We start from the raw sequence: 21,815 nt of genomic DNA on the forward strand, positions 1-21,815 counted from the left end.
GTCCGCTGCCATTACGGATCAATCTGCAACCGCCCCATCGCCTGCGCGCACAACGACTGGCAGGCCATGACCAACCCCTCCATCACCCGGTCTCCCACGTACTCTTCCGGTTCGCCGTTCTGTCGGGTGCGTTCGGCCGCCAGCATCATTTCCAGCACCACCCGCAATCCACTCAACGCGCAATCGGCATCGGCCAGGGCCAGGCAGCGCCCGGGCAGCTGATGCCGCTCCCGCCAGGGTTGGCCATCGGCCGCCGCACCGACGCCGATGCGATGGAGGTTGGCAATGAAGGTGTTCCTGTCCACTGCGGGCACAGCCTGTGGCGAACCGTCGTCGTGGGCGGTGCTGCGGTAGGCGTGCAGATGCGGGAAGTCCGATTCGTTCATGGCAAGGCTCCGTGCAGGGCAATCGGTAGCCGCCACTCATAAAAGTGGCGGACGGTACGTGGTTCGAACACCGGGTTGATGTCAGTCCGGCGGGCCCGAAGGCCCCCACGCACCGCCCGCCATAGCCGGCAGACGGATTGCCAGCCGGCGCCACGCTAAGGTGACGCCGGCTGGCAAGCGCATACATCAACATCAACTCGGGTGTTCGAAGCCCGGCCACCCTTTTCCGGTGGCACGCCATCTGAGCCCCTGGCGCTGTGCAATGCCAATCAGAAGAGTTGCAAACATCGCTCGATTGGAGACGCTTTCGGCATTCTCCCACGCTGTTAAGCACTGCCAGCGCGGGCTGGCGCGGTGATCCGCCCGCTCCGTGCAATCTGCGACAGGTGTCGAGGTTGGGCGAGGAAAGGAAGCGGGTGGGGAGGGGCGATGGCGACAGGCTCCGCGCGAGGCTGAGTCGAGCCTGGCCGGGCCCCAGCAGCGCCAAAGCGTGACGTGCGACTCGGGTTGACGTTCCCAGCCACCAAGCGCAGGCTTGTTCAGCACGTTTCCTAACCAGAAGGAGACTTATGACCGCGACCGCTTCGCTGCACCCAACCCCCGACACCCAAGGCCGTTCGCGCCTCTGGAGTGTGTTCTGGCTGCAGGGCGTCATTCCCAGCAACATTCTGTGGGCGGTAGCCCTCTGGGCCCTGGCCAACCAGCGCACCACGCTGCTGCTGGGGGTATTTGCCGTGCTGCTGCTCTATACCGGCTGGATCATCCCGGCGGTGTGGCGGGCGGCGCCCACCGCGCACAACCCCAACCTGGGCGTGGCCGCGCGCGGGCTGACCGTGGCCTGGGGCCTGAACACCGTGCTGGTGATCTTCTTCCTGACCCTGCAGCTGGTGGCTCAATAGAACTGAACAGGCTCGCCGCCCCGGTCGAAGGCGGCGAAGCGGCCGATCTGACCGTCATGGATGGCGTTGACCATCAGCTGCAGCGGGCGCGCGGCTTCGTCGCTGTTGGGCGCGAAACCGCCACGGCCGTCCAGCGCCGCCACGAAGACCAGGTCCCAGTCGATGCCGGTGGTGGTCGACTCGGCCGCCAGCGCCTGGAAGCTGGGTACTTCGGTCGGCAGCTTGTCCACGCACAGCACCGGCGACAGGGTGCCGCCCTCGCGGCGGTCATGCCGGTCGCGCTGGTCGCTGGTGGGCGATTCGGGCAGCTCGGCGCGCACGAATACGAACAGCAAGCGTTGCGGTTCAGCCTGCTGGCCTGCGGCGTGCAGCAGCTGCTGGAAATCGTTCATCATCATGAGGGTTGTCACACGCCTACTGCACGGAAAGCCGCATGCTGCCATAACGCCTGCCGCGCGGGGCCGAAGACGATTGATTTAAGTCATGCCCATGGAACTGACTGCCGCGTACTCTGGCAATCGTTCCAGCAGACGAGGGTTTCCGGGCCGTTCCGGGTACAGGCAAGACGGTGGAGCAACAAGGTGGACCAGCCATGAGCCAACTCACCGACGGTTTCGGACGCAGCTTTCCGTACCTGCGCCTGTCGTTGACCGAAGCCTGCAACTTCCGTTGCAGCTACTGCCTGCCCGACGGTTACCAGGCCGATGGCCGCCCGCGCTTCCTGCAGGTGGATGAAATCGCGCGCCTGGTGCGCGCGTTCGCCGCGCTGGGCATGAGCAAGATCCGCCTGACCGGTGGCGAGCCCAGCCTGCGCAAGGACCTGGACGAGATCATCGCCACTGTGGCGGCAGTGCCGGGCATCCGCAAGGTGGCCATCACCACCAATGGCACGCTGCTGCCGCGGCGCCTGCCGGGCTGGCACCGCGCCGGCCTGACTGCGCTGAACGTAAGCATGGACAGCCTGCAGCGCGAACGCTTCAGGACCATCACCGGACACGACCGCCTGCCGGAGATCGAACAGGGCCTGGCCCTGGCACAGGCGCTGGGCCTGCCGGCCATCAAGCTCAACGCGGTACTGCTGCGTGGCCTGAACGACGACGAGCTGCCGCATTGGATGGACTACCTGCGTGACCGTCCTTTCAGCGTGCGCTTCATCGAGCTGATGCGCACCGGCGACAACGAAGCCTATTTCCAGCGCCACCACCTGCGTGCCGACGTGGTGATCGAGCAGCTGCTGGCGGCCGGCTGGCACGAGCGTCCGCGCGCGGCCGATGCCGGCCCGGCGCGCGAGTTCGGCCACCCAGACCATCGCGGCAGCATCGGCATCATCGCCCCGTATTCGCGTGACTTCTGCAAAGGCTGCAACCGCCTGCGGGTGACCGCGAAGGGCGACCTGCGGCTATGCCTGTTCGGCGAGTTCGGCGTGCCGCTGCGCCCGCTGCTGCAGCGCGACGACGACCACGACGCGCTGCTGGCACGCATCACCACACAGCTTGGCCTGAAAGCGGCCGGGCATGGACTGCACCAGGGCCAGACCGGGCTGACCCCGCACCTGGCCTCCATCGGAGGATGAGCAACACGATGAGTGGGGAATTGAATGCGGCCTTCCACATGGCCGATGTCCGCGACAAGCGCATCACCCGCCGCCGTGCGGTGGCGGTGGGCGAGCTGCATGCCGGCCCGGTGGCCTATCCGCTGATCGTCGAGCGCCGCCTGCCCAAGGGCGATGCGCTGGTGATGGCCGAAATTGCCGGCCTGCAGGGCGCCAAGATGGCCTCGATGCTGATGCCGCTGTGCCACCCGCTGCCGCTGGAACTGGTGCAGGTGTTCTGCGCGCCGGTACCGGAACGGCAGGCGATCCGCGTGTGGTGCGAGTGCGCCAGCGAGGCGCGCACCGGCGTGGAGATGGAGGCGCTGGCTGGCGTCAATGCGGCACTGCTGACCCTGTACGACCTGAGCAAGCCAGTAGAGCCGGCACTGCGCATCGAAGGCATCCGCCTGCTGTTCAAGGAAGGTGGCAAGCGCGGTGTGTGGCTGCACCCCGACGGCATGGACGATGCCGAGCGCGCGCGTTTCAAGCCGCGCGCGCCGAAGGGGTTGGAGGGCGCCGCCTGCGCGGTGATCACGCTGAGTGATCGTGCCAGCGAAGGCACGTATGAAGATGTGTCTGGCCCGACCCTGGTGACCGGCGTGAAAAAGCTGGGCGGCGAGGTGGTGACGGCCGAGGTGTTGCCCGATGGCATCGAGCCATTGGCGGGCCGCCTGCAGGCGTTGGCCGCCGATGGCGTGCGCCTGTGCCTGTGCACCGGCGGTACCGGGCTGGGCCCGCGTGACCTGACGCCGGAGGCGCTGCGTTCCTTGAACGCACGGCCGGTGCATGGCCTGGCGCAGATGGTGCGGGCACTGAGTGCGCAGCACACGCCGATGGCCTGGCTGAGCCGCGCCGAAGTGGTGCAGCTGGGCAACATGCTGGTGTTCGCATTGCCCGGCAGCCCGAAGGCGGCGGCGCAGTGCCTGGACATCCTGGCGCCGGTACTGGGCCACGCCCTGGCGATGGTCGATGGTGGTGGCCACTGATGATTGCCTACAGCGAAGCCCTGCAGCACCTGCTGGACGCGGCCACGCCGCTGCCGGCCGAGCACCTGCCGCTGCATGAGGTCGCTGGTCGCACTCTGGCCAGTGACATCGTCAGTGGGCAGTCGCTGCCGCCGTTCGACAATTCGGCAATGGACGGCTTCGCGCTGCGCGCCAACGGCGCGACGTTCGAAGCTGGTACCGAATTCGCGGTGCAGGGCTGGCAGGCGGCCGGCGATGCCGGTGCCGAAGGCGGCGAGGGTGCCTGGGAAATCATGACCGGCGCGCGCATGCCGGTTGGGCTGGATACGGTGGTGCCCGTCGAGAACGTGGACGTCCTCGCCAGCGAGGATGGCCGCCCGACCCGCATCGCCTTGAAGGGCACGGTGAAGCCGGGCCAGAACGTGCGCCTGCGCGGCCAGGATGTACGCGAAGGCGAGCGTGTGCTGCAGGCTGGGCAGGTGCTGGATATCAATGCGCGCACTCTGCTGCATGCCATCGGCGTGGGCCAGGTGGCGGTGGTGGCGCGGCCGAAGGCGGCAGTGATCGCTACCGGCAAGGAGTTGGTGACCGAGGCGGCGCAGACGCTGGAATCCGGCCAGATCCGTGACAGCAACCGGCCGTATCTGGTTGGCCGCCTGCAGGCCGCCGGTGCCGAAGTGGTCTGGCAGGGCACGGTGGGTGACGATGTGGCGGCGTTCAATGCGGTGCTGGATGACGCGCTGGCTGCCGGCGCGCAGCTGCTGATCAGCACGGGCGCGGTGTCGGCCGGCCGCTACGATTTCGTTCCCGATGCGCTGCGTGGACGTGGTGCGCGCATCGTGTTCCACAAGGTGGCGATCCGCCCCGGCAAGCCGCTGTTGTTCGCGGTGCTGCCCAATGGCGCGCTGTATTTCGGCCTGCCTGGCAACCCGGTCTCGGCCGCCGTGGGCCAGCGCTTCTTCGTGGAGCCGGTGCTGCGGCGCCTGCTGGGACTGGCACCGGAAACCGTGTTGCAGCTGCCGCTGCAGGCCGACGTGCGCAAGCCGCCAGGCCTGCGCTTCCATGCGCGGGCGCGGGTGGAAGTGGACGCGCAGGGGCGCCTGAGTGCGCGCGTGCTGTCCGGGCAGGAGTCGTTCCGTTTGATGTCCATGCTGCAGGCCAACGCCTGGGTGGTGCTGGAGGCCGAGGGAGACCTGGCCACCGCTGGCACCTACGTGCGCGTGCAGGGCTGGGGTCACCATGACCCGGTGCAGCTGGCGAGCCAGGAGTCGTGATGAAACAGGTGAATCTGCAGTTGTTCGGTGCGTTTTCCGATCTGGATGCCAGCCGCGAGATCGCCGTGGAGGTGGCTGGTGGCACCGTGGCCGATCTGCGCCAGGCGCTGCGCGAGCTGCTGCCGACGCGTTGGCCGGGTTTCCGCGCCGGCCTGCTGGACTACTCGGCATTTGCCGACCAGCAACGCGTGCTGCGTGACCACGAGGCGCTGCCCGACGATGGCTGGGTGGCGATCCTGCCGCCGGTGAGCGGGGGCTGAGCGATGAGCGAGAAGAAGATCATCGCCAAGGTGGTGGACCGCGCGCAGGCGGCGATCGATCCGGCCGAGGGCATCGCTGCGGTGTCCGATCCGGGTTTCGGTGGCATCGATGTGTTCATCGGCAAGGTGCGCGACGTCAACATCGGCCGGCCGGTGAACGGGATTACCTATGACCTGTTCGAGCCGCTGGTGCTGAACGAGTTCAAGCGCTTGGCCGCCGAGGTCGAGGCGACGTTCGGTCCGAAGCTGAAGCTGTATGTGGCCCATGCCAAGGGCCGGTTGGGCATTGGCGATGTGGCGGTGGTGGTGGCTGCGGGCAGCCCGCATCGAGACGAGGCATTCAGGGCCTGCCGGCAGTTGATCGAGGTGGTGAAGCACCAGTGCCCGATCTGGAAGCAGGAGCATTACGAGGACGGCGACAGCGAGTGGAGCGAGGGTTGCAGCCTGTGCCATGCGGACAGCGAACCCGCACATGCCCATGACCATGCGCACGACCACCACCATTGAGTCCGCTGCAGCCACGCATGGCGTGGCTCTACCATGAATGGAACCATCAACGGCATCGTGCTGGCCGGCGGCCTGTCCAGCCGGATGGGCCGCGACAAGGCGCTGCTGCCGTGGCAGGGGCGCACGCTGCTGGAACACATGCGTGGCCTGCTGCTGCAGGCCGGCGCCGAACGGGTGTGGGTCAGCGGCGACTATCCGGCCTTCGGCGGCATCCCCGATCAGGTGGCGCGCTGCGGTCCCCTGGGTGGACTGCACAGCGTGATGCAGCAGATGCCCGATAGCCCGGCCTGGGTGGTAGCGGTGGACACCCCGTTGCTGGCGCCGCGGCTGCTGCAACGGCTGGCTGCCGTGGGGCAGGGCGCATGCACGATCTTTGACGGGCATCCCTTTCCCATGCTGTTGAATGTGGACAATGCCACTCGTAGCGTGCTGGCCGCGATGCTGGATGATGCGCAGGGGCCGCGCTCGGTACAGGCCTTCCAGCGTCGCCTGCAGATGCACGTGCTGGCGCTGGAAAGCGTTGACGAAGCCTGCCTGGTCAACTGCAATACCCCCGAACAATGGGAGGATGTTGCGTCATGAAAGTGCAGTTGCAGGACCAATCGGTACGGCTTCGCCTGGACGAGGCCGAACTGGCGCGCCTGCTGGCCGGTGAATCGGTCGAGAACATGACCCGCTTCGGCGGTATCGAGGGCTGGGGCATGGCGGTGTCGCTGCATGGCGGCGAGCAGCCCGTGCTGCTGGACGGGGGCACCTTCTGCCGCCTGGTACTGCCGCGCCCGGCCGTCGAGGCCTTGGCGGCGCGGTTGCCGTGCCGTGATGGCCTGCCGTTCGACATTGCCCTGGAAGATGGCGGCCAGCTTCAGCTGCAGTTCGATGTGGACGTGCGCGACAGCGTGCGCCAGCGCGGGGTGACCCGCCGCAACACCGCTTCATCGGTTTGACATTTGTCAGGGGCAGGGTGGAAACCGGCCCCTGATTGATCCAGATCAACCCCGTCGTCCGCGCTGCACGGCCTAATGGCTGCATGACGACGGGTCACAACTTGAAACGCAGTACCCACGTCATTTCACAGCCTTGGAGCCATGTATGACCGTCGGTAGCGATCCTGTTGTCCGCAGCACTGCCCGTCCGGGTCGCGTCATCAGCGACTGGACGCCGGAGGACCCCGGCTACTGGGCGCGCACCGGCAAGCGGGTCGCCACCCGCAACCTGGTCATCTCGATTCCCTCGCTGCTGCTGGCCTTCTCGGTCTGGGTGCTGTTCTCGGCGGTGTCGATCAGCCTGCCGAAGATCGGCTTCAACTTCAGTACCGACCAGCTGTTCTGGCTGGTGGCGCTGCCCAGCCTGTCCGGCGCCACCCTGCGCATCTTCTATTCATTCGTGATCCCGATCTTCGGCGGCCGCCGCTGGACAGCACTGTCGACCGCGTCGCTGCTGGCGCCGACGCTCTGGCTCGGCTTTGCGGTACAGAACCCGGCCACGCCGTACGGGGTGTTCGTGGCCATCGCAATCCTGTGCGGCTTCGGTGGCGCGAACTTCTCGTCGTCGATGTCCAACATCTCCTTCTTCTACCCCAAGCAGAAGCAGGGCCTGGCGCTGGGCCTGAACGCCGGCCTGGGCAACGTGGGCGTGTCGGTGGCGCAGGCGGTGATTCCCCTGGTCATCACCGTGGGCGTGTTCGGTGCGCTGGGTGGTGCACCGCAGCCCACGGTGGAGGGTGGGGCGCCGCTGTTCCTGCAGAACGCCGGCTTCATCTGGGTGCCGGCCATCGCGCTGTGCGCCATCGCGGCCTGGTTCGGCATGAACGACCTGACCAGCGCCCGCTCGTCGTTCTCCGAACAGGCGGTGATCTTCCGCCGCAAGCACAACTGGCTGATGTGCTGGTTGTACATCGGCACCTTCGGTTCCTACATCGGCTTTTCGGCCGGCTTCCCGATGCTGGTGAAGAGCCAGTTCCCGGACGTGAACCCGCTGGCCTACGCCTTCATCGGCCCGCTGCTGGGTGCGTTGATGCGTTCGGTGGGTGGCAGCATGGCCGACCGCTGGGGCGGCGCACGCCTGACTTTCTGGGTGTTCGCGCTGATGATCGCGGCGGTGTTCGGCGTGCTGCACTTCCTGCCCAGTGATGGCCAGGGCGGCAACTTCAATGGCTTCCTGCTCAGCTTCATGGCGCTGTTCGTGCTCAGTGGCATCGGCAACGGCACTACGTTCCGCATGATCCCGGTGATCTTCCGCACCCTGCATGAGCGCTGGTCGGCCAACGACAACGCCGAGGGCAAGGCTGCTGCTGCCCACCAGGCCAGCATCGAATCGGCCGCGGTGGTCGGCTTCTCCGGTGCGATCGGTGCCTACGGCGGCTTCTTCATTCCCAAGAGCTACGGCTCGTCCATCACATTGACCGGCAGCCCCGACATGGCGCTGTACGGATTCGTTGTTTTCTACGTCACCTGCCTGGCCGTGACCTGGTGGTGGTACTACCGGCGCGGTGCCGAGACACCCTGCTGACGACATGAAAACGCACCGCAGCCAGATGACACACACAGCCACGATGCCGATGTCCGCAAAGGGAGACCCCCGATGAGTTATTTCCTCGATCGCTTGCAGTTCTTCAAGCGTGACCCCCAGACCTTTGCCGATGGCCACGGATTCGCCAAGAGCGAAGGCCGTGACTGGGAAAACAGTTACCGCGCCCGCTGGCAGTACGACAAGATCGTGCGTTCCACCCACGGCGTGAACTGCACGGGTTCGTGCAGCTGGAAGATCTACGTCAAGAACGGCCTGGTCACCTGGGAAACCCAGCAGACCGACTACCCGCGTACGCGCCCGGACCTGCCCAACCACGAACCGCGTGGCTGCCCGCGTGGCGCCAGCTATTCCTGGTACCTGTACAGCGCCAACCGGCTGAAGTACCCGCTGATCCGCGGCACGCTGCTGCGCCTGTGGCGCGAAGCGCGCAAGAGCAAGGGCCCGGTCGACGCCTGGGCCAGCATCGTGGAGGACAAGGAGAAGGCGCGCTCGTACAAGACCCGCCGCGGCATGGGTGGCTTCGTGCGCCTGCAGTGGGAAGAGGCCAACGAGATCATCGCCGCCTCCAACCTGTACACGGTGAAGCAGTATGGCCCGGACCGCGTGGTCGGCTTCTCGCCGATTCCGGCGATGTCGATGGTGTCCTATGCCGCCGGCGCGCGTTACCTGTCCCTGCTGGGTGGCGCCTGCCTGTCCTTCTATGACTGGTACTGCGATCTGCCGCCGGCCTCGCCGCAGATCTGGGGCGAGCAGACCGACGTGCCCGAATCGGCCGACTGGTACAACAGCCGCTACATCATCGCCTGGGGCTCGAACGTGCCGCAGACGCGCACGCCCGATGCGCACTTCTTCACCGAGGCGCGCTACAACGGCACCAAGACGGTGGCGATCTGCCCGGACTATTCCGAGCTGGCCAAGCTGACCGACCATTGGCTGCACCCGAAGCAGGGCACCGATGCGGCGCTGGCCTTCGCCTTCGGTCATGTGATCCTGCGCGAGTTTCATGTGGATTCGCCCTCGCAGTATTTCCAGGACTATTGCCGGCAGTACTCGGACATGCCGATGCTGGTGCGCCTGGAGCGCCGCGACGACGGCCGCCTGGTGCCGGGCCGTTTCCTGCGTGCCAGTGAACTGGGCGGGCTGGGTGAAGCCAACAACCCGGACTGGAAGACGCTGGCCTACGACGAGAACAGCGGCCAGATCGTGGTGCCCAACGGCTCGATCGGCTTCCGCTGGGGCGAGAAGGGCAAGTGGAACATCGAGGAGAAGGAAAGCAAGGGCGCCGATACGCGCCTGCGGCTGAGCCTGGCCGACGCCCATGAGGGCATCGAGGCGGTCAGCTTCCCGTACTTCGGTGGCATCGAGACCGACGGCTGGACCGCTGCGCCGGCCGACGACGTGCTTGAGCGCAACATCCCGGTGCGTCGCCTGGCCCTGGCCGAGGGTGGCGAGACCCTGGTGGCCACGGTCTACGACCTGCTGCTGGCCCAGTACGGCGTGGACCGTGGCTTTGGCGGCGGCAACGTGGCATCGAGCTTCGACGACATGGTGCCGGGCACGCCGGCGTGGCAGGAGCGCATCACCGGCGTGTCGCGCGCCGAGGTGATCGAGATCGCCCGCGAGTTCGCGCGTACCGCCGACAAGACCCATGGCCGCTCGATGATCATCGTCGGCGCGGGCATGAACCACTGGTTCCACAACGACATGAACTACCGCGGCCTGATCAACATGCTGATCATGTGCGGTTGCGTGGGCCAGACCGGTGGCGGCTGGGCGCACTACGTGGGCCAGGAGAAGCTGCGCCCGCAGACCGGCTGGCAGCCGCTGGCGTTCGGCCTGGACTGGAGCCGCCCGCCGCGCCACATGAACGGCACGTCGTTCTTCTACTTCAACACCGGGCAGTGGCGCTACGAGAAGCTGCAGGTGGATGAGCTGCTGTCGCCGCTGGCCGATGCCAGCAAGTACAGCGGCAGCCTGGCCGACCTGAACCTGCGCGCGGTGCGCATGGGCTGGTTGCCGTGTGCCCCGCAGCTGGACCGCAACCCGCTGCAGTTGGCACGCGAGGCCGAAGCGGCCGGCGTGGCCCCGGCCGACTATGCGCTGGGCAAGTTCAAGGACGGTTCGCTGGACTTCGCCTTCGCCGACCCGGACGCCAGCCAGAACCACCCTCGCATGATGTTCATCTGGCGCTCGAACCTGCTCGGTTCCTCGGGCAAGGGCCACGAGTACATGCTGCGGCATCTGCTGGGGACGCGCCACGGGCTGCAGGGCAAGGACCTGGGCGAGATGGGGGCGATCAAGCCGGAGGAAGTGAGGTGGCGTGACGAGGCACCGGAAGGCAAGCTGGACCTGCTGGTCACGCTCGACTTCCGCATGTGCACCACCGCGCTGTACTCGGACATCGTGCTGCCGACCGCGACCTGGTACGAGAAGGACGACCTCAATACCTCGGACATGCACCCGTTCATCCACCCGCTGTCGAAGGCGGTGGATCCGGCGTGGGAATCGCGCAGCGACTGGGAGATCTTCAAGGAGGTCGCCCGTACGGTGAGTGAGATGGCGCCGGGCGTGCTGGGCGTGGAGAAGGACCTGGTGCTGGTGCCGACCCTGCACGACACCCCCAACGAGCTGGGCATGCCGTTCGGCGTGGCCGACTGGAAGAAGGGCGAGTGCGAGGCCATCCCGGGCCAGACCATGCCGTCGATGACGGTGGTGGAGCGCGACTACCCGAACCTGTACCGCAAGTTCACCTCGCTGGGCCCGCTGCTGGACAAGCTGGGCAACGGCGGCAAGGGCATGAGCTGGGACACCAAGCACGAGGTCGAATTCCTCGGCAAGCTCAACCACACCGTGCACGACGCGGGCGTGAGCCAGGGTCGCCCGGCCATTTCGACCGCGATCGACGCGGCCGAGGTGATCCTGCACCTGGCACCGGAAACCAATGGCCACGTCGCAGTGAAGGCCTGGGAGTCGCTGGGCACCTTCACCGGCCGCGAGCACACCCACCTGGCGGTGGGCAAGGAGCACGAGGCGATCCGCTTCCGTGACATCCAGGCGCAGCCGCGCAAGATCATTTCCTCGCCGATCTGGTCGGGCCTGGAGGACGACAACGTCAGCTACAACGCCGGCTATACCAACGTGCACGAACTGATTCCGTGGCGCACGGTGACCGGCCGCCAGCAGTTCTACCAGGACCACGAGTGGATGATCGACTTCGGCGAGGCCTTCATGGGCTACCGGCCGCCGGTCAACACGCGCACGGTGGAGCCGCTGCTGAACCAGCGCCCGAACGGCAACAAGGAGATCGTGCTGAACTGGATCACCCCGCACCAGAAGTGGGGCATCCACAGCACCTACAGCGACAACCTGATCATGCAGACGCTGTCGCGCGGCGGACCCATCGTGTGGATCAGCGAGGACGACGCGCGCAGCGCCGGCATCGTCGACAACGACTGGATCGAGCTGTTCAACGTGAACGGTGCGATTGCCGCGCGTGCGGTGGTCAGCCAGCGCGTGATGCCGGGCATGGCGATGATGTACCACGCCCAGGAACGCATCATCAACGTGCCGGGCTCGGAGATTTCCGGGACCCGCGGCGGCATCCACAACTCGGTGACCCGGATCGTGCTCAAGCCCACCCACATGATCGGCGGCTACGCGCAGCTGGCCTACGGCTTCAACTACTACGGCACCTGCGGCACCAACCGCGACGAGTTCGTGATCGTGCGCAAGATGGACAAGATCGATTGGCTGGACGATGAACAAGGAAGTTCGAGTGTCGCGGGCGCAGGACGCGCGGGAGCGACCGGCGAGGCCGTACCGGCCGCCGCCAAGGAGGTGGTGTGATGAAGGTCCGTGCACAGATCGCGATGGTGCTGAACCTGGACAAGTGCATCGGCTGCCATACCTGCTCGATCACCTGCAAGAACGTCTGGACCTCGCGCGAGGGCGTCGAGTACGCCTGGTTCAACAACGTGGAAACCAAGCCGGGCATCGGCTACCCGAAGGAATGGGAGAACCAGGACAAGTGGAACGGCGGCTGGGTGCGTACCCGCGCAGGCAAGCTGGTGCCGCGTGCCGGTGGCCGTTGGCGCATGCTGGCCAAGATCTTCGCCAATCCGGATCTGCCGCAGATCGACGACTACTACGAGCCGTTCGATTTCGACTACCAGAACCTGCACACCGCCAAGGACAGCCAGCACCAGCCCACCGCGCGGCCGCGCTCGCTCATCAGTGGCGAGCGCATGCAGAAGATCGAGTGGGGCCCGAACTGGGAGGAGATCCTGGGTTCGGAGTTCAGCAAGCGCTCGCGCGACTACAACTTCGACCAGGTGCAGAAGGAGATCTACGGCGCCTTCGAGAAGACCTTCATGATGTACCTGCCGCGCCTGTGCGAGCACTGCCTGAACCCTGCGTGCGTGTCGGCCTGCCCGTCGGGTGCGATCTACAAGCGCGAGGAAGACGGCATCGTGCTGATCGACCAGGACAAATGCCGTGGCTGGCGCATGTGCGTGTCGGCCTGTCCGTACAAGAAGATCTACTACAACTGGAAGAGCGGCAAGTCGGAGAAGTGCATCTTCTGCTACCCGCGCATCGAGATGGGCGAGCCGACCGTGTGTTCGGAAACCTGCGTGGGCCGCATCCGCTACCTGGGCGTGATGCTGTATGACGCCGACCGCATCGCCGAGGCCGCTTCGGTGGCCGCCGAGAAAGACCTGTACCAGGCCCACCTGGACATCTTCCTGGACCCGAACGATCCGGCGGTGATCGCCGCCGCGCGCAAGGAGGGCATCCCGGGCAGCTGGCTGGATGCGGCCAGGCAGTCGCCGGTGTACAAGCTGGCGATCGACTGGAAGCTCGCGCTGCCGCTGCACCCGGAATACCGCACGCTGCCGATGGTCTGGTACGTACCGCCGCTGTCGCCGATCCAGTCCGCCGCCGAACGTGGCCGCGTGGGCATGAGCGGTGAGCTGCCGGACGTGGCCTCGCTGCGCATCCCGATGCGCTACCTGGCCAACCTGCTGACGGCGGGTGACGAAGCGCCGGTGGTACGCGCACTGGAACGGCTGATGGCCATGCGTGCCTGGCGCCGGGCCAAGAACGTGGATGGCGTGGAAGACACCGCCGTGCTGGAACAGACCGGGCTGAGCATCGCCCAGGTGGAAGAGATGTACCGCTACCTGGCCATCGCCAACTATGAGGACCGTTTCGTGATTCCGACCGGCCACCGCGAGTATGCCAACGATGCCTTCGGAGAGCGCGGCGGCTGCGGCTTCACCTTCGGCAACGGCTGCAACGGTGACAGCCCGGCCGACCTGTTCGGCCAGCGCAAGAGCACCACCTTCGTTGTGGACAAGGGCCCGAACCATCGCCGCAAGGAGGTGGTGTGATGAGCGTGCTCAAGTTGATTGGGGTGCTGCTGGATTACCCCCGCGAAGAACTGTGGCAGCACGGCGAGGAACTGCTCGCCGCCTGCGACGACCCGGCGCTGGGCGCCGCCCGCCGCCAGCAGCTGCGCATCTTCGTGCAGCAGCTGCTGGCTACCGATGCGCTGGATGCGCAGGCGGCGTGGCTGGCCAGTTTCGACCGCGGCCGCTCGATGAGCCTGCTGCTGTTCGAACACATCCATGGCGAGTCGCGCGATCGCGGCCAGGCCATGGTCGATCTGGTCGAGACCTACCGCCGCAACGGCTTCGAACTGGATGCGCGCGAGCTGCCGGACTACCTGCCGCTGCTGCTGGAGTTCCTGGCCCATCGCCCCGGCAGCGAGGCCCGCGAGTGGCTGCACCACATCGGCCATATCGCCGGGATGCTGGCGGCGCGTGCCGCCGAGCGTGAGCTGCCGCACCGGGTGCTGTTCGAGATCCTGGTCGAAGCCGGCGACGGCAAGGCCGATCTGCAGGCGCTGCGCCAGCGTGCCAGCGAGGAAGTCCGCGACGATACCGCCGAGGCCATGGACCGCTTGTGGGAGGAGGAGGCGGTGCGCTTCGGTGCCGAAGCCCCTGCCGAAGACTGCAAGCCGCCCGTGCGTTCGCCGGCCCGTCCTTCGCATCGAGAGGTCCAGCCATGAGTTACTCCGTGCATCAATTCGCCTTCCAGTACTACCCGTACATCGCCGTGGCGGTGCTGCTGATCGGCAGCTGGGCCCGCTACGACAAGGCCATGTATACCTGGCGCACCGGCTCCAGCCAGATGCTGTCGGACAAGGGCATGCGGATCGGCAGCAACTGCTTCCACATCGGCATCCTGGCCATCCTCGGTGGCCATCTGGTCGGCCTGCTGACCCCGCATGCGGTGTACGAGCACTTCATCACCTCGTCGCAGAAGCAGATGCTGGCGATGGTGGTGGGCGGCGTGTTCGGCGCGCTGTGCTTCATCGGCATCAGCATCCTGCTGGTACGCCGCCTGTTCAATGCGCGCGTGCGGGCCACCGGCAGCTTCGGCGATACCCTGGTGCTGGTGCTGCTGTTCGCCCAGCTGTGCCTGGGCCTGTACAGCATCCGCATCTCGTCCGGCCACCTTGATGGTGGGGTGATGGTGCAGCTGGCCGAATGGGCGCAGCACATCGTGACCTTCCGCGCCGGTGCCGCCGATTACATCGAGGGCGTCAGCTGGGTCTACAAGATGCATATCTTCCTGGGCCTGACCCTGTTCCTGATCGCGCCGTTCACTCGCCTGGTGCACGTGTGGAGCATTCCGATCAGCTACCTGTGGAGGCCGTACCAGGTGGTGCGCCGCCGCCAGGCCACGCTGCGCTACGGTCCGCGGGAGTAAACCATGGGCAGCCTGCCGAAATTCCTGCCGATCACCGTGATCGACTCCGCCGCACCGGTTCCTGCCGAGGCGCATTCGCATCACCACGACGCGGCAGCGCAGGGGCCGCGCTCGCTCGGGCAGCCGGCGCCGTGCCGGCTGTTCGTGGACGAGACCGCGATCAGCGAGGCCGATATCGCCCGTGAAATGCAGCACCACCGGGCGATGCGCCCGGAACAGTCACGCGCCGAAGCGGCGCGTGCACTGGTGGTGCGCGAGCTGCTGCGACTGGAAGCGCAGCGGCTGGGCCTGCAGGCGCCGGAGGGCGGCCGGGTCAGCGATGAAGAGGTGCTGATCCAGCAGCTGCTGGAAGACGCGATCGAGGATCGGGTGCCGACCGACGCGGACTGCCGCCGCTACTTCGCGCAGAACCGCGAGCGCTTCCGCTCGCCCGATCGCGTGCGCCTGCGCCATATCCTGCTGGCCGCGCCGGCCGACGATGTGGCCGGGCGCTTCGCCGCTCGCACCGAAGGCGAGCGGCTGGTCGGGTTGCTGAAGGAATCGCCGCACCTGTTCGCCGATTTCGCCCTGCGCCATTCGCGCTGCCCGTCCAGCAGCGAAGGTGGTGACCTGGGCTGGCTGCAGCGCGGGCAGACCACGCCGGAGTTCGACCGCCAGGTGTTCCGCCTGCGCGAGGGCCTGGCCGGGTTCCCGGTGGAGTCGCGCTGGGGCTACCACGTGGTCTGCGTCGATGCCCGCGAGGAGGGCCAGCCGCAGCCATTCGAGGCGGTGCTGCCGCAGCTGCGTGACTATCTTGAACTGCAGGTGCGCCAGCGCGAGGTGCAGGCCTACCTGCTGCAGCTGCAGGAACGCTACCCGGTGCGCGGGCTGGACGAGATCGAAGCCGAAGCGGATATCGGCTGACCCCCATTGAACGAGGAAACCCCATGAACCAGGCCCTTGCCCCCGCCAGTGCCGGGCAGCAGCAACGTGCGCTGTGGCTGAGCACGTTCGCCTTCACCGTGTGCTTCGCGGTGTGGATGATCTTTTCGATCATCGGTATCCAGATCAGCCAGCAGCTCGGGTTGAATGACACCCAGTTCGGCCTGTTGATCGCCACGCCGGTGCTGACCGGTTCGGTCAGCCGGGTCTTCCTCGGCATCTGGTCCGACCAGTTCGGTGGCCGCAAGGTGATGGTGCTGGTGATGCTGTGTGGTGCTGTGGCCACCTGGATGCTGACCTACGCGCAGACCTACACCCAGTTCCTGATTGCCGCGCTGTGCGTGGGCATCGCCGGTGGCAACTTCTCGGTAGGCGTGGCCTACGTTTCGAAGTGGTTCCCGGCCAGCAAGCAGGGCACTGCGCTGGGCATCTTCGGTGCCGGCAACATCGGCTCGGCGGTGACCAAGCTGCTGGCGCCGCTGGTGATGGTGGCGGCCGGCTGGACCATGGTTGCCAAGGTATGGGCTGTAGCGCTGGCGGTCACCGCGGTACTGTTCTTCCTCTTCAGCAAGGAAGACCCGTCGCTGGAGCAGCGCCGCCGCGAAGGCGTGAAGCCGGTCCCGTTCGCGGAGCAGATGGCGCCGCTGAAGAACCTGCAGGTGTGGCGGTTCTCGCTGTACTACTTCTTCGTGTTCGGCGGCTTCGTGGCGCTGGCGCTGTGGCTGCCGCACTACCTGGTGGGCGCCTATGGCATGGACGTGGGCCACGCCGGCATGCTGGCGGCGTGCTATTCGATCCCGGCCAGCCTGTTCCGCGTGGTCGGTGGCTGGATGTCGGACCGGATGGGCGCGCGGCGGGTGATGTACTGGACCTTCGGCGTGTCGGCCATCTGCACCTTCCTGCTGGCCTATCCGGATACCGAGTACGTAGTGAAGGGCATCCACGGCCCGATCCACTTCCATCTGGCCATCGGCGTGGTGATGTTCACCGTGCTGGTGTTCGTGCTGGGCTTCTTCATGTCGCTGGGCAAGGCCGCGGTCTACAAGCACATTCCGGTGTACTACCCCAAGCACGTGGGTGCGGTGGGCGGTGTGGTCGGCATGATCGGCGGCCTGGGTGGCTTCATCCTGCCGATCGTGTTCGGGGCATTGAACGATGCCGTGGGCATCTGGAGCAGCTGTTTCATGCTGCTGTTCGTGCTGGTGGCGGCTGCACTGGCGTGGATGCACTTCGCGATCCGTCGCATGGAGCGCCGTCACTTCCCGCAGATCGACCGCGAGACCGACCTGCCCGAAGCCATCGATGCGGCCGCCGCCGAGCGGATGCGCGGCAGGTGAACGGGGTTGCCGGCCCGCGGCCGGCACTACCGGAACGGTGCGCGGGGGGTGCAGGGGGGGTGGGCGGGGGGCGGGGGGGCGGCCCGCGGGGGGGGGGGGGGTGGGGGGTGGCCCGCCCGGCGCCGGCCACTACCGGGTAGCGGGTGAAAGGGTAGTGCCGGCCGCTGGCCGGCATGAACCCACCGATGCACCGCGCTTGATTTCAATCAGGGCCACGCGAAGAGGAACGCCCGAAGATGTGTGCCATGAGCTTCCACGTCGATGAGAGTGAGGACACTGCGCTGCAGGCGGCATTGCTGCGGCAACCCCGGTATGTGCTGTTTCCGGCGGCTGACCAGTTCAGCACCGGCTTTGGCGAAAGCGGCTGGCGTGCCGCCGTGCGTGCCAGCAACGAGCACCTGATCCCGCGTGGCTTGACGCTCGGCTTCCAGGCCGGTCGTGGCGGGCGCGATGCGCCACCGCAGGCGTATCTGGACACCTTGCTGCTGGCGTTGCGGCTGCAGGCCGACGCTCTGGCCGAGGACCGCGAAGTGGTGGCGATGGTGTTGCAGCTGGGATTGGCCGAGACGCTGCCGCCGCCCCAGCTGGGCCAGCTGCTGGATGCGGTGCCGCAGCACCTGCGCACGGTGGCGCGGCCACAGGTGGAGGTGCGGCTGGACGCCGGCAGCGCGCTGGCGCCGGCGCAGCTGCGCGCGGTGGGCTGCACCCGCCTGAACGTGATCGATCGTGCCGATGCGCCGGGGCCGACCCTGCTGGCACAGGCGCGGCAGGTCGGCTTCACTGCGCGCTACTACCAGCTGCGCGTGCCCAGCTGCGAGGACGCCGGCTTCATCGAACGGCTGCATGAAGTTCTGGCTGAAGCACCCGAGCGTATTCTGCTGCCGGCGCCGTGTGCGCTGCCAGAGCATCCCTCGGCCGCACGATGGCTGCAGAGCTGGCGGCTGCTGCGCGCAGCCGGCTACGAGGCGATCGGTGGCGATCATTACCAGCGGGGCGACCTGCCGAACCCGCACGGGCCGGGTGACGGCCAGCGCCATTGCGACCTGGCCGGCGTGCCGCGTCGCGACCGCAGTGATTTCATCGGCCTCGGCCTGTCTGCCTGCAGCCAGATCGGCGAGGTGTTCTACCGGCTGGAGGACGAACTGGGTGAATGGCGTGCGCGTTTGCAAGCGGGTCACATGGGTGTGGCTGCCGGGCTGATTCTGTCCGAGGACGAGCGCTTGGTGGCTGAAGTGGCGCAGAGCATCGCCTGCGACCATGCCCTCGATGCCGCGGCCTTCGAATGGCGCAACGAAGAACCGTTCGAGGAATGCTTCGCCGAGCAGCTGCCCGCGCTGTCGCCGCTGCTGGCGCGCGACTGGGCACACTGGGATGCACGCGTGCTGCGGCTGGCCGAAGAAGGGCGCCTGCTGTGGCGTATGATGGCCGCATGCTTCCGGCCGGCGGCCGCCATCGCTTGAGTCCTGCCTCGATGTCTTCAACTCCGCCTACCCAGGGCCGCCTCGGCCGGGCCACGCCGAATCCCGCTGCCGCCGATGACGGCGACGCGCTGCATTTCTGCAGTACCTGTGCATTTTCCGATGCCTGCATGTCGCAGGGGTACGACAAGACCGCGCTGGGCGACCTGCACGTGCTGGTCGACCACGTCGGTCCGTTCCATGCGGGTGACTACATCTTCCGCGCCGGCGAATCGTTCGATTCGATTGCTGCGGTGCGCGCCGGCATGGTCAAGACCTTCGTCGATGACAGCCAGGGCAACGAGCAGGTGCTGGGCTTCAGCCTGCCGGGCGAAGTGATCGGCCTCAACGCAATTCACGGTTCGCGCTTCCCCTGCAATGCGGTGGCGCTGGACACCGTGCACCTGTGCCGCATCTCGTTCCCCAAGTTGAGCCTGCTGGCCACGCGCATGCCGGGGCTGCAGGCCAAGCTGTTCAGCCTGCTCAGTGCGGAGATCGGCAAGGTCGCCACGCTGGCCGCCAACCACCGTACCGAAGAGCGCATGGCTGCGTTCCTGCTGGACATGTCCGAGCGTTACGCGCGGCGCGGTTTTTCCGCCACGCGTTTCAACCTGACGATGGCACGTACCGAGATCGCCAATTATCTGCGGATGGCGCCGGAAACCGCCAGCCGCGTGCTGCGCCGCCTGAGCGATGATGGGATCATCGCGGTGAAGCAGCGTGAGATCCTGCTGCTGCAGCCCGAGCGCCTGGCGGCGCTGGCGGTGGCCGACGAATCTGATCCGAATTGAACCTGGCCGGGAGCCGATGATGAAGCGCGCTGGACTGTTGTTGCTGGGACTGCTGGCCACGCTGCCGGCCTGGGCGGCCGAGCTGACGGTGTCGGCGGCCTCGAGCCTGACCGAGAGCTTCCGCGAGCTGGGCGCTGCCTATGAGAAGGCGCACCCGGGTACCAAGGTCGATTTCAACTTCGCCGCCTCTGGCGTGCTGCTGCAGCAGATCAGCCGTGGCGCGCCGGTGGACGTGTTCGCGTCGGCCGATGAAACCACGATGGACCAGGCCCAACAGCAGGATCTGCTGGCGGTTGGCACCCGCGAGGTGTTCGCGGTGAACGCGCTGTGGGTGGTGGCGCCGCCGCAGGCCAAGGCCGCGCCGCGTAGCTTGAAGGACCTGGCCGATGCCGGCGTGCAGCGCATCGCACTGGGCAACCCGGACAGCGTGCCGGTCGGCCGCTATGCCAAGGGCGCGCTGCAGGCAGCCGGCCTGTGGCCGTCGGTGCAGGGCAGGATCATCACCACGCAGAACGTGCGCCAATCACTTGATTACGTGGCGCGCGGTGAAGTGGATGCCGGCTTCGTCTACGCCACCGATGCGCAGGCGATGCCCGACCGCGTGCGCCGTGCCTTCGCGGTGCCGGTGGCAGGGCGCATCGCCTATCCCCTGGCGGTGACCAAGGCCAGTGCGCAGCCGGCCGAAGCCAAGCGTTTCACCGCCTTCGTGCGTTCGGCGCAGGGCCAGGCGATCCTGGCCAAGCACGGGTTCGGTAAGCCCTGAGGCATGGATCTCGACTGGAGCGCGCTGAGGTTGTCGCTGAAGGTGGCCGGTTGGGCCACCGCGATCAATCTGGTGCTGGGCGTGGCACTGGGCGCGCTGTTGGCGCGGCGGCGATTTCCCGGCCGTGAGCTGCTGGATTCGCTGCTGACCCTGCCGATGGTGCTGCCGCCGACGGTGCTGGGGTATTACCTGCTGGTGCTGATCGGCCGCAACGGACCGATCGGCGCGTGGCTGCAGTCGTGGTTCGGCATCAACCTGGTGTTCACCTGGCAGGCGGCGGTGATCGCTGCGGCGGTGGCTTCGCTGCCGCTGGTGTTCAAGCCGGCGCGCGCGGCGTTCGAGGAAGTGGACGGACAGCTGGAGCAGGCCGCGCGCACGCTCGGGGTATCCGAAGCGGCGGTGTTCTTCCGCATCACGCTGCCGCTGGCCTGGCGCGGCATCCTCGCCGGCCTGCTGCTGGCCTTCGCGCGCGCGATGGGCGAGTTTGGCGCCACCCTGATGGTGGCCGGCAGCATTCCGGGCCGCACGCAGACGTTGTCGATCGCCATCTACGAAGCGGTGCAGGCCGGTCAGGACGGTAAGGCCAATGCGCTGGTGATCCTGACCTCGGTGGTCTGCATCGTGATCCTGCTGCTGGCCGCACGGCTGGTGGGCGGGCGTCGCCGGGAGCTGCGTGATGTGGCTTGACCTGCAGGTACAGCGCCGACTGCAGGCGGCCGGCCAGAGTTTCGTGCTGGACGTGGCGTTGCAGTGCACGCAGCGGCAGGTGGTGCTGTTCGGACCCTCCGGCGCGGGCAAGAGCCTGACCCTGAAGGCAGTGGCCGGGCTGCTGCGGCCTGGCCAAGGTCATGTGCGGCTGCAGGGGCAGACCCTGTTCGATGCGGCCACCGGTGTGGATCTGCCGCCGCAGCGCCGCCGGCTGGGCTATGTGTTCCAGGACTATGCGTTGTTCCCGCACCTGAGCGTGCGCCAGAACGTGGCGTTTGGGCTGGAGAAGGGCTGGCTCAATCCGCGCGCCGGCCAGCGCTTCGAGGCGGTGGAGCAGTGGTTGCATGCATTCCGTATCGACACCGTGGGCGATCTGCTGCCCTCGCAGGTCTCCGGGGGGCAGCGTCAGCGTACCGCCCTGGCGCGTGCCCTGGTGACGCAGCCGCAGGCGCTGCTGCTGGATGAGCCGTTCTCCGCGCTGGACCATGATCTGCGCCAGCACCTGCGCCAGGAGCTGGAGACCGTGCTGGACACCACCGGCATCCCGCTGCTGTTGATCAGCCACGATCCGCAGGATGTGGCGATGTTCGGCCAGCAGGTGGCGCGCATGGTGGACGGCCGTATCGTCGCCGGTTGACCCGTGATGGTAGTGC

General features: G+C 67.1%; 22 protein-coding genes. 20 read left to right on the plus strand and 2 right to left on the minus strand.

Annotation, left to right across the window (positions count from 1 at the left end):
* Positions 1-11 precede the first annotated feature (11 nt).
* Complete coding sequence (locus V3B25_RS02250; RefSeq protein ID WP_154352705.1) at positions 12-386, minus strand: hypothetical protein; 375 nt, start codon at positions 384-386, stop codon at positions 12-14.
* Between the two features lie 569 nt (positions 387-955).
* On the opposite strand from V3B25_RS02250, the gene V3B25_RS02255 reads away from it, so the two are divergent.
* Positions 956-1,285, plus strand: a complete 330-nt coding sequence (locus V3B25_RS02255; RefSeq protein WP_005416862.1) for a hypothetical protein — start codon at positions 956-958, stop codon at positions 1,283-1,285.
* On the opposite strand, the gene V3B25_RS02260 is transcribed toward V3B25_RS02255, so the two are convergent.
* On the minus strand, positions 1,279-1,683 hold the full coding sequence (locus V3B25_RS02260; RefSeq protein WP_329809946.1) for a ribonucleotide reductase subunit alpha: 405 nt from the start codon (positions 1,681-1,683) through the stop codon (positions 1,279-1,281). The genes V3B25_RS02255 and V3B25_RS02260 overlap by 7 nt on opposite strands.
* A gap of 194 nt (positions 1,684-1,877) precedes the next feature.
* On the opposite strand from V3B25_RS02260, the gene moaA reads away from it, so the two are divergent.
* From moaA to V3B25_RS02355, 19 genes are all read left to right on the plus strand, one after another.
* Positions 1,878-2,858, plus strand: coding sequence for a GTP 3',8-cyclase MoaA (gene moaA, locus V3B25_RS02265; RefSeq protein WP_201116403.1), 981 nt, complete (start codon positions 1,878-1,880; stop codon positions 2,856-2,858).
* An 8-nt stretch (positions 2,859-2,866) separates the two neighbouring features.
* Entirely contained in the window at positions 2,867-3,862 is a 996-nt protein-coding gene (moaCB, locus tag V3B25_RS02270; RefSeq protein WP_329809947.1) for a bifunctional molybdenum cofactor biosynthesis protein MoaC/MoaB, read from the plus strand.
* Positions 3,862-5,115, plus strand: coding sequence for a gephyrin-like molybdotransferase Glp (gene glp / locus V3B25_RS02275; protein ID WP_329809948.1), 1,254 nt, complete (start codon positions 3,862-3,864; stop codon positions 5,113-5,115). The genes moaCB and glp overlap by 1 nt, the downstream gene beginning before the upstream one ends.
* Positions 5,115-5,375, plus strand: a complete 261-nt coding sequence (locus tag V3B25_RS02280) for a MoaD/ThiS family protein (protein WP_329809949.1) — start codon at positions 5,115-5,117, stop codon at positions 5,373-5,375. The genes glp and V3B25_RS02280 overlap by 1 nt, the downstream gene beginning before the upstream one ends.
* 3 nt (positions 5,376-5,378) lie before the next feature.
* Positions 5,379-5,882: a molybdenum cofactor biosynthesis protein MoaE gene (locus V3B25_RS02285; protein WP_329809950.1), complete on the plus strand. Its 504-nt coding sequence runs from the start codon at positions 5,379-5,381 to the stop codon at positions 5,880-5,882.
* 33 nt (positions 5,883-5,915) lie between these two features.
* Positions 5,916-6,464 (plus strand): molybdenum cofactor guanylyltransferase, encoded by a 549-nt coding sequence (locus V3B25_RS02290; RefSeq protein WP_329809951.1) that lies wholly within the window; start codon positions 5,916-5,918, stop codon positions 6,462-6,464.
* Complete coding sequence (locus tag V3B25_RS02295) at positions 6,461-6,826, plus strand: hypothetical protein (RefSeq protein ID WP_154263732.1); 366 nt, start codon at positions 6,461-6,463, stop codon at positions 6,824-6,826. Before V3B25_RS02290 ends, V3B25_RS02295 begins: the two co-directional genes overlap by 4 nt.
* A gap of 145 nt (positions 6,827-6,971) precedes the next feature.
* Entirely contained in the window at positions 6,972-8,390 is a 1,419-nt protein-coding gene (locus V3B25_RS02300) for a NarK family nitrate/nitrite MFS transporter (protein WP_329809952.1), read from the plus strand.
* A 72-nt stretch (positions 8,391-8,462) separates the two neighbouring features.
* On the plus strand, positions 8,463-12,257 hold the full coding sequence (locus tag V3B25_RS02305; protein ID WP_329809953.1) for a nitrate reductase subunit alpha: 3,795 nt from the start codon (positions 8,463-8,465) through the stop codon (positions 12,255-12,257).
* Positions 12,257-13,801, plus strand: a complete 1,545-nt coding sequence (gene narH / locus V3B25_RS02310; protein WP_329809954.1) for a nitrate reductase subunit beta — start codon at positions 12,257-12,259, stop codon at positions 13,799-13,801. Before V3B25_RS02305 ends, narH begins: the two co-directional genes overlap by 1 nt.
* The gene (gene narJ / locus V3B25_RS02315; protein WP_049423010.1) at positions 13,801-14,481 is read left to right on the plus strand and encodes a nitrate reductase molybdenum cofactor assembly chaperone; all 681 of its coding nucleotides are present in this window, start codon (positions 13,801-13,803) and stop codon (positions 14,479-14,481) included. The genes narH and narJ overlap by 1 nt, the downstream gene beginning before the upstream one ends.
* Positions 14,478-15,185: a respiratory nitrate reductase subunit gamma gene (gene narI / locus V3B25_RS02320; protein WP_049423009.1), complete on the plus strand. Its 708-nt coding sequence runs from the start codon at positions 14,478-14,480 to the stop codon at positions 15,183-15,185. The genes narJ and narI overlap by 4 nt, the downstream gene beginning before the upstream one ends.
* 3 nt (positions 15,186-15,188) lie before the next feature.
* Positions 15,189-16,088: a peptidylprolyl isomerase gene (locus V3B25_RS02325; protein ID WP_329809955.1), complete on the plus strand. Its 900-nt coding sequence runs from the start codon at positions 15,189-15,191 to the stop codon at positions 16,086-16,088.
* 23 nt (positions 16,089-16,111) lie between these two features.
* Complete coding sequence (locus tag V3B25_RS02330) at positions 16,112-17,443, plus strand: nitrate/nitrite transporter (protein ID WP_329809956.1); 1,332 nt, start codon at positions 16,112-16,114, stop codon at positions 17,441-17,443.
* A gap of 245 nt (positions 17,444-17,688) precedes the next feature.
* Entirely contained in the window at positions 17,689-18,903 is a 1,215-nt protein-coding gene (locus tag V3B25_RS02335) for a coproporphyrinogen III oxidase (protein ID WP_329809957.1), read from the plus strand.
* A gap of 11 nt (positions 18,904-18,914) precedes the next feature.
* Positions 18,915-19,691: a helix-turn-helix domain-containing protein gene (locus V3B25_RS02340; protein ID WP_100472820.1), complete on the plus strand. Its 777-nt coding sequence runs from the start codon at positions 18,915-18,917 to the stop codon at positions 19,689-19,691.
* A 19-nt stretch (positions 19,692-19,710) separates the two neighbouring features.
* Entirely contained in the window at positions 19,711-20,454 is a 744-nt protein-coding gene (gene modA / locus V3B25_RS02345) for a molybdate ABC transporter substrate-binding protein (RefSeq protein ID WP_329809958.1), read from the plus strand.
* Between the two features lie 3 nt (positions 20,455-20,457).
* Positions 20,458-21,141, plus strand: a complete 684-nt coding sequence (gene modB / locus V3B25_RS02350) for a molybdate ABC transporter permease subunit (protein WP_329809959.1) — start codon at positions 20,458-20,460, stop codon at positions 21,139-21,141.
* A complete protein-coding gene (locus V3B25_RS02355; RefSeq protein ID WP_329809960.1) occupies positions 21,131-21,799 on the plus strand; it encodes an ATP-binding cassette domain-containing protein in 669 nt (222 codons plus the stop codon). Before modB ends, V3B25_RS02355 begins: the two co-directional genes overlap by 11 nt.
* The last annotated feature ends 16 nt before the right edge of the window (positions 21,800-21,815 follow it).

Source organism: Stenotrophomonas sp. SMYL8 (genome assembly GCF_036320065.1).
GTDB classification, from domain to species: Bacteria; Pseudomonadota; Gammaproteobacteria; order Xanthomonadales; family Xanthomonadaceae; genus Stenotrophomonas; species Stenotrophomonas maltophilia_A.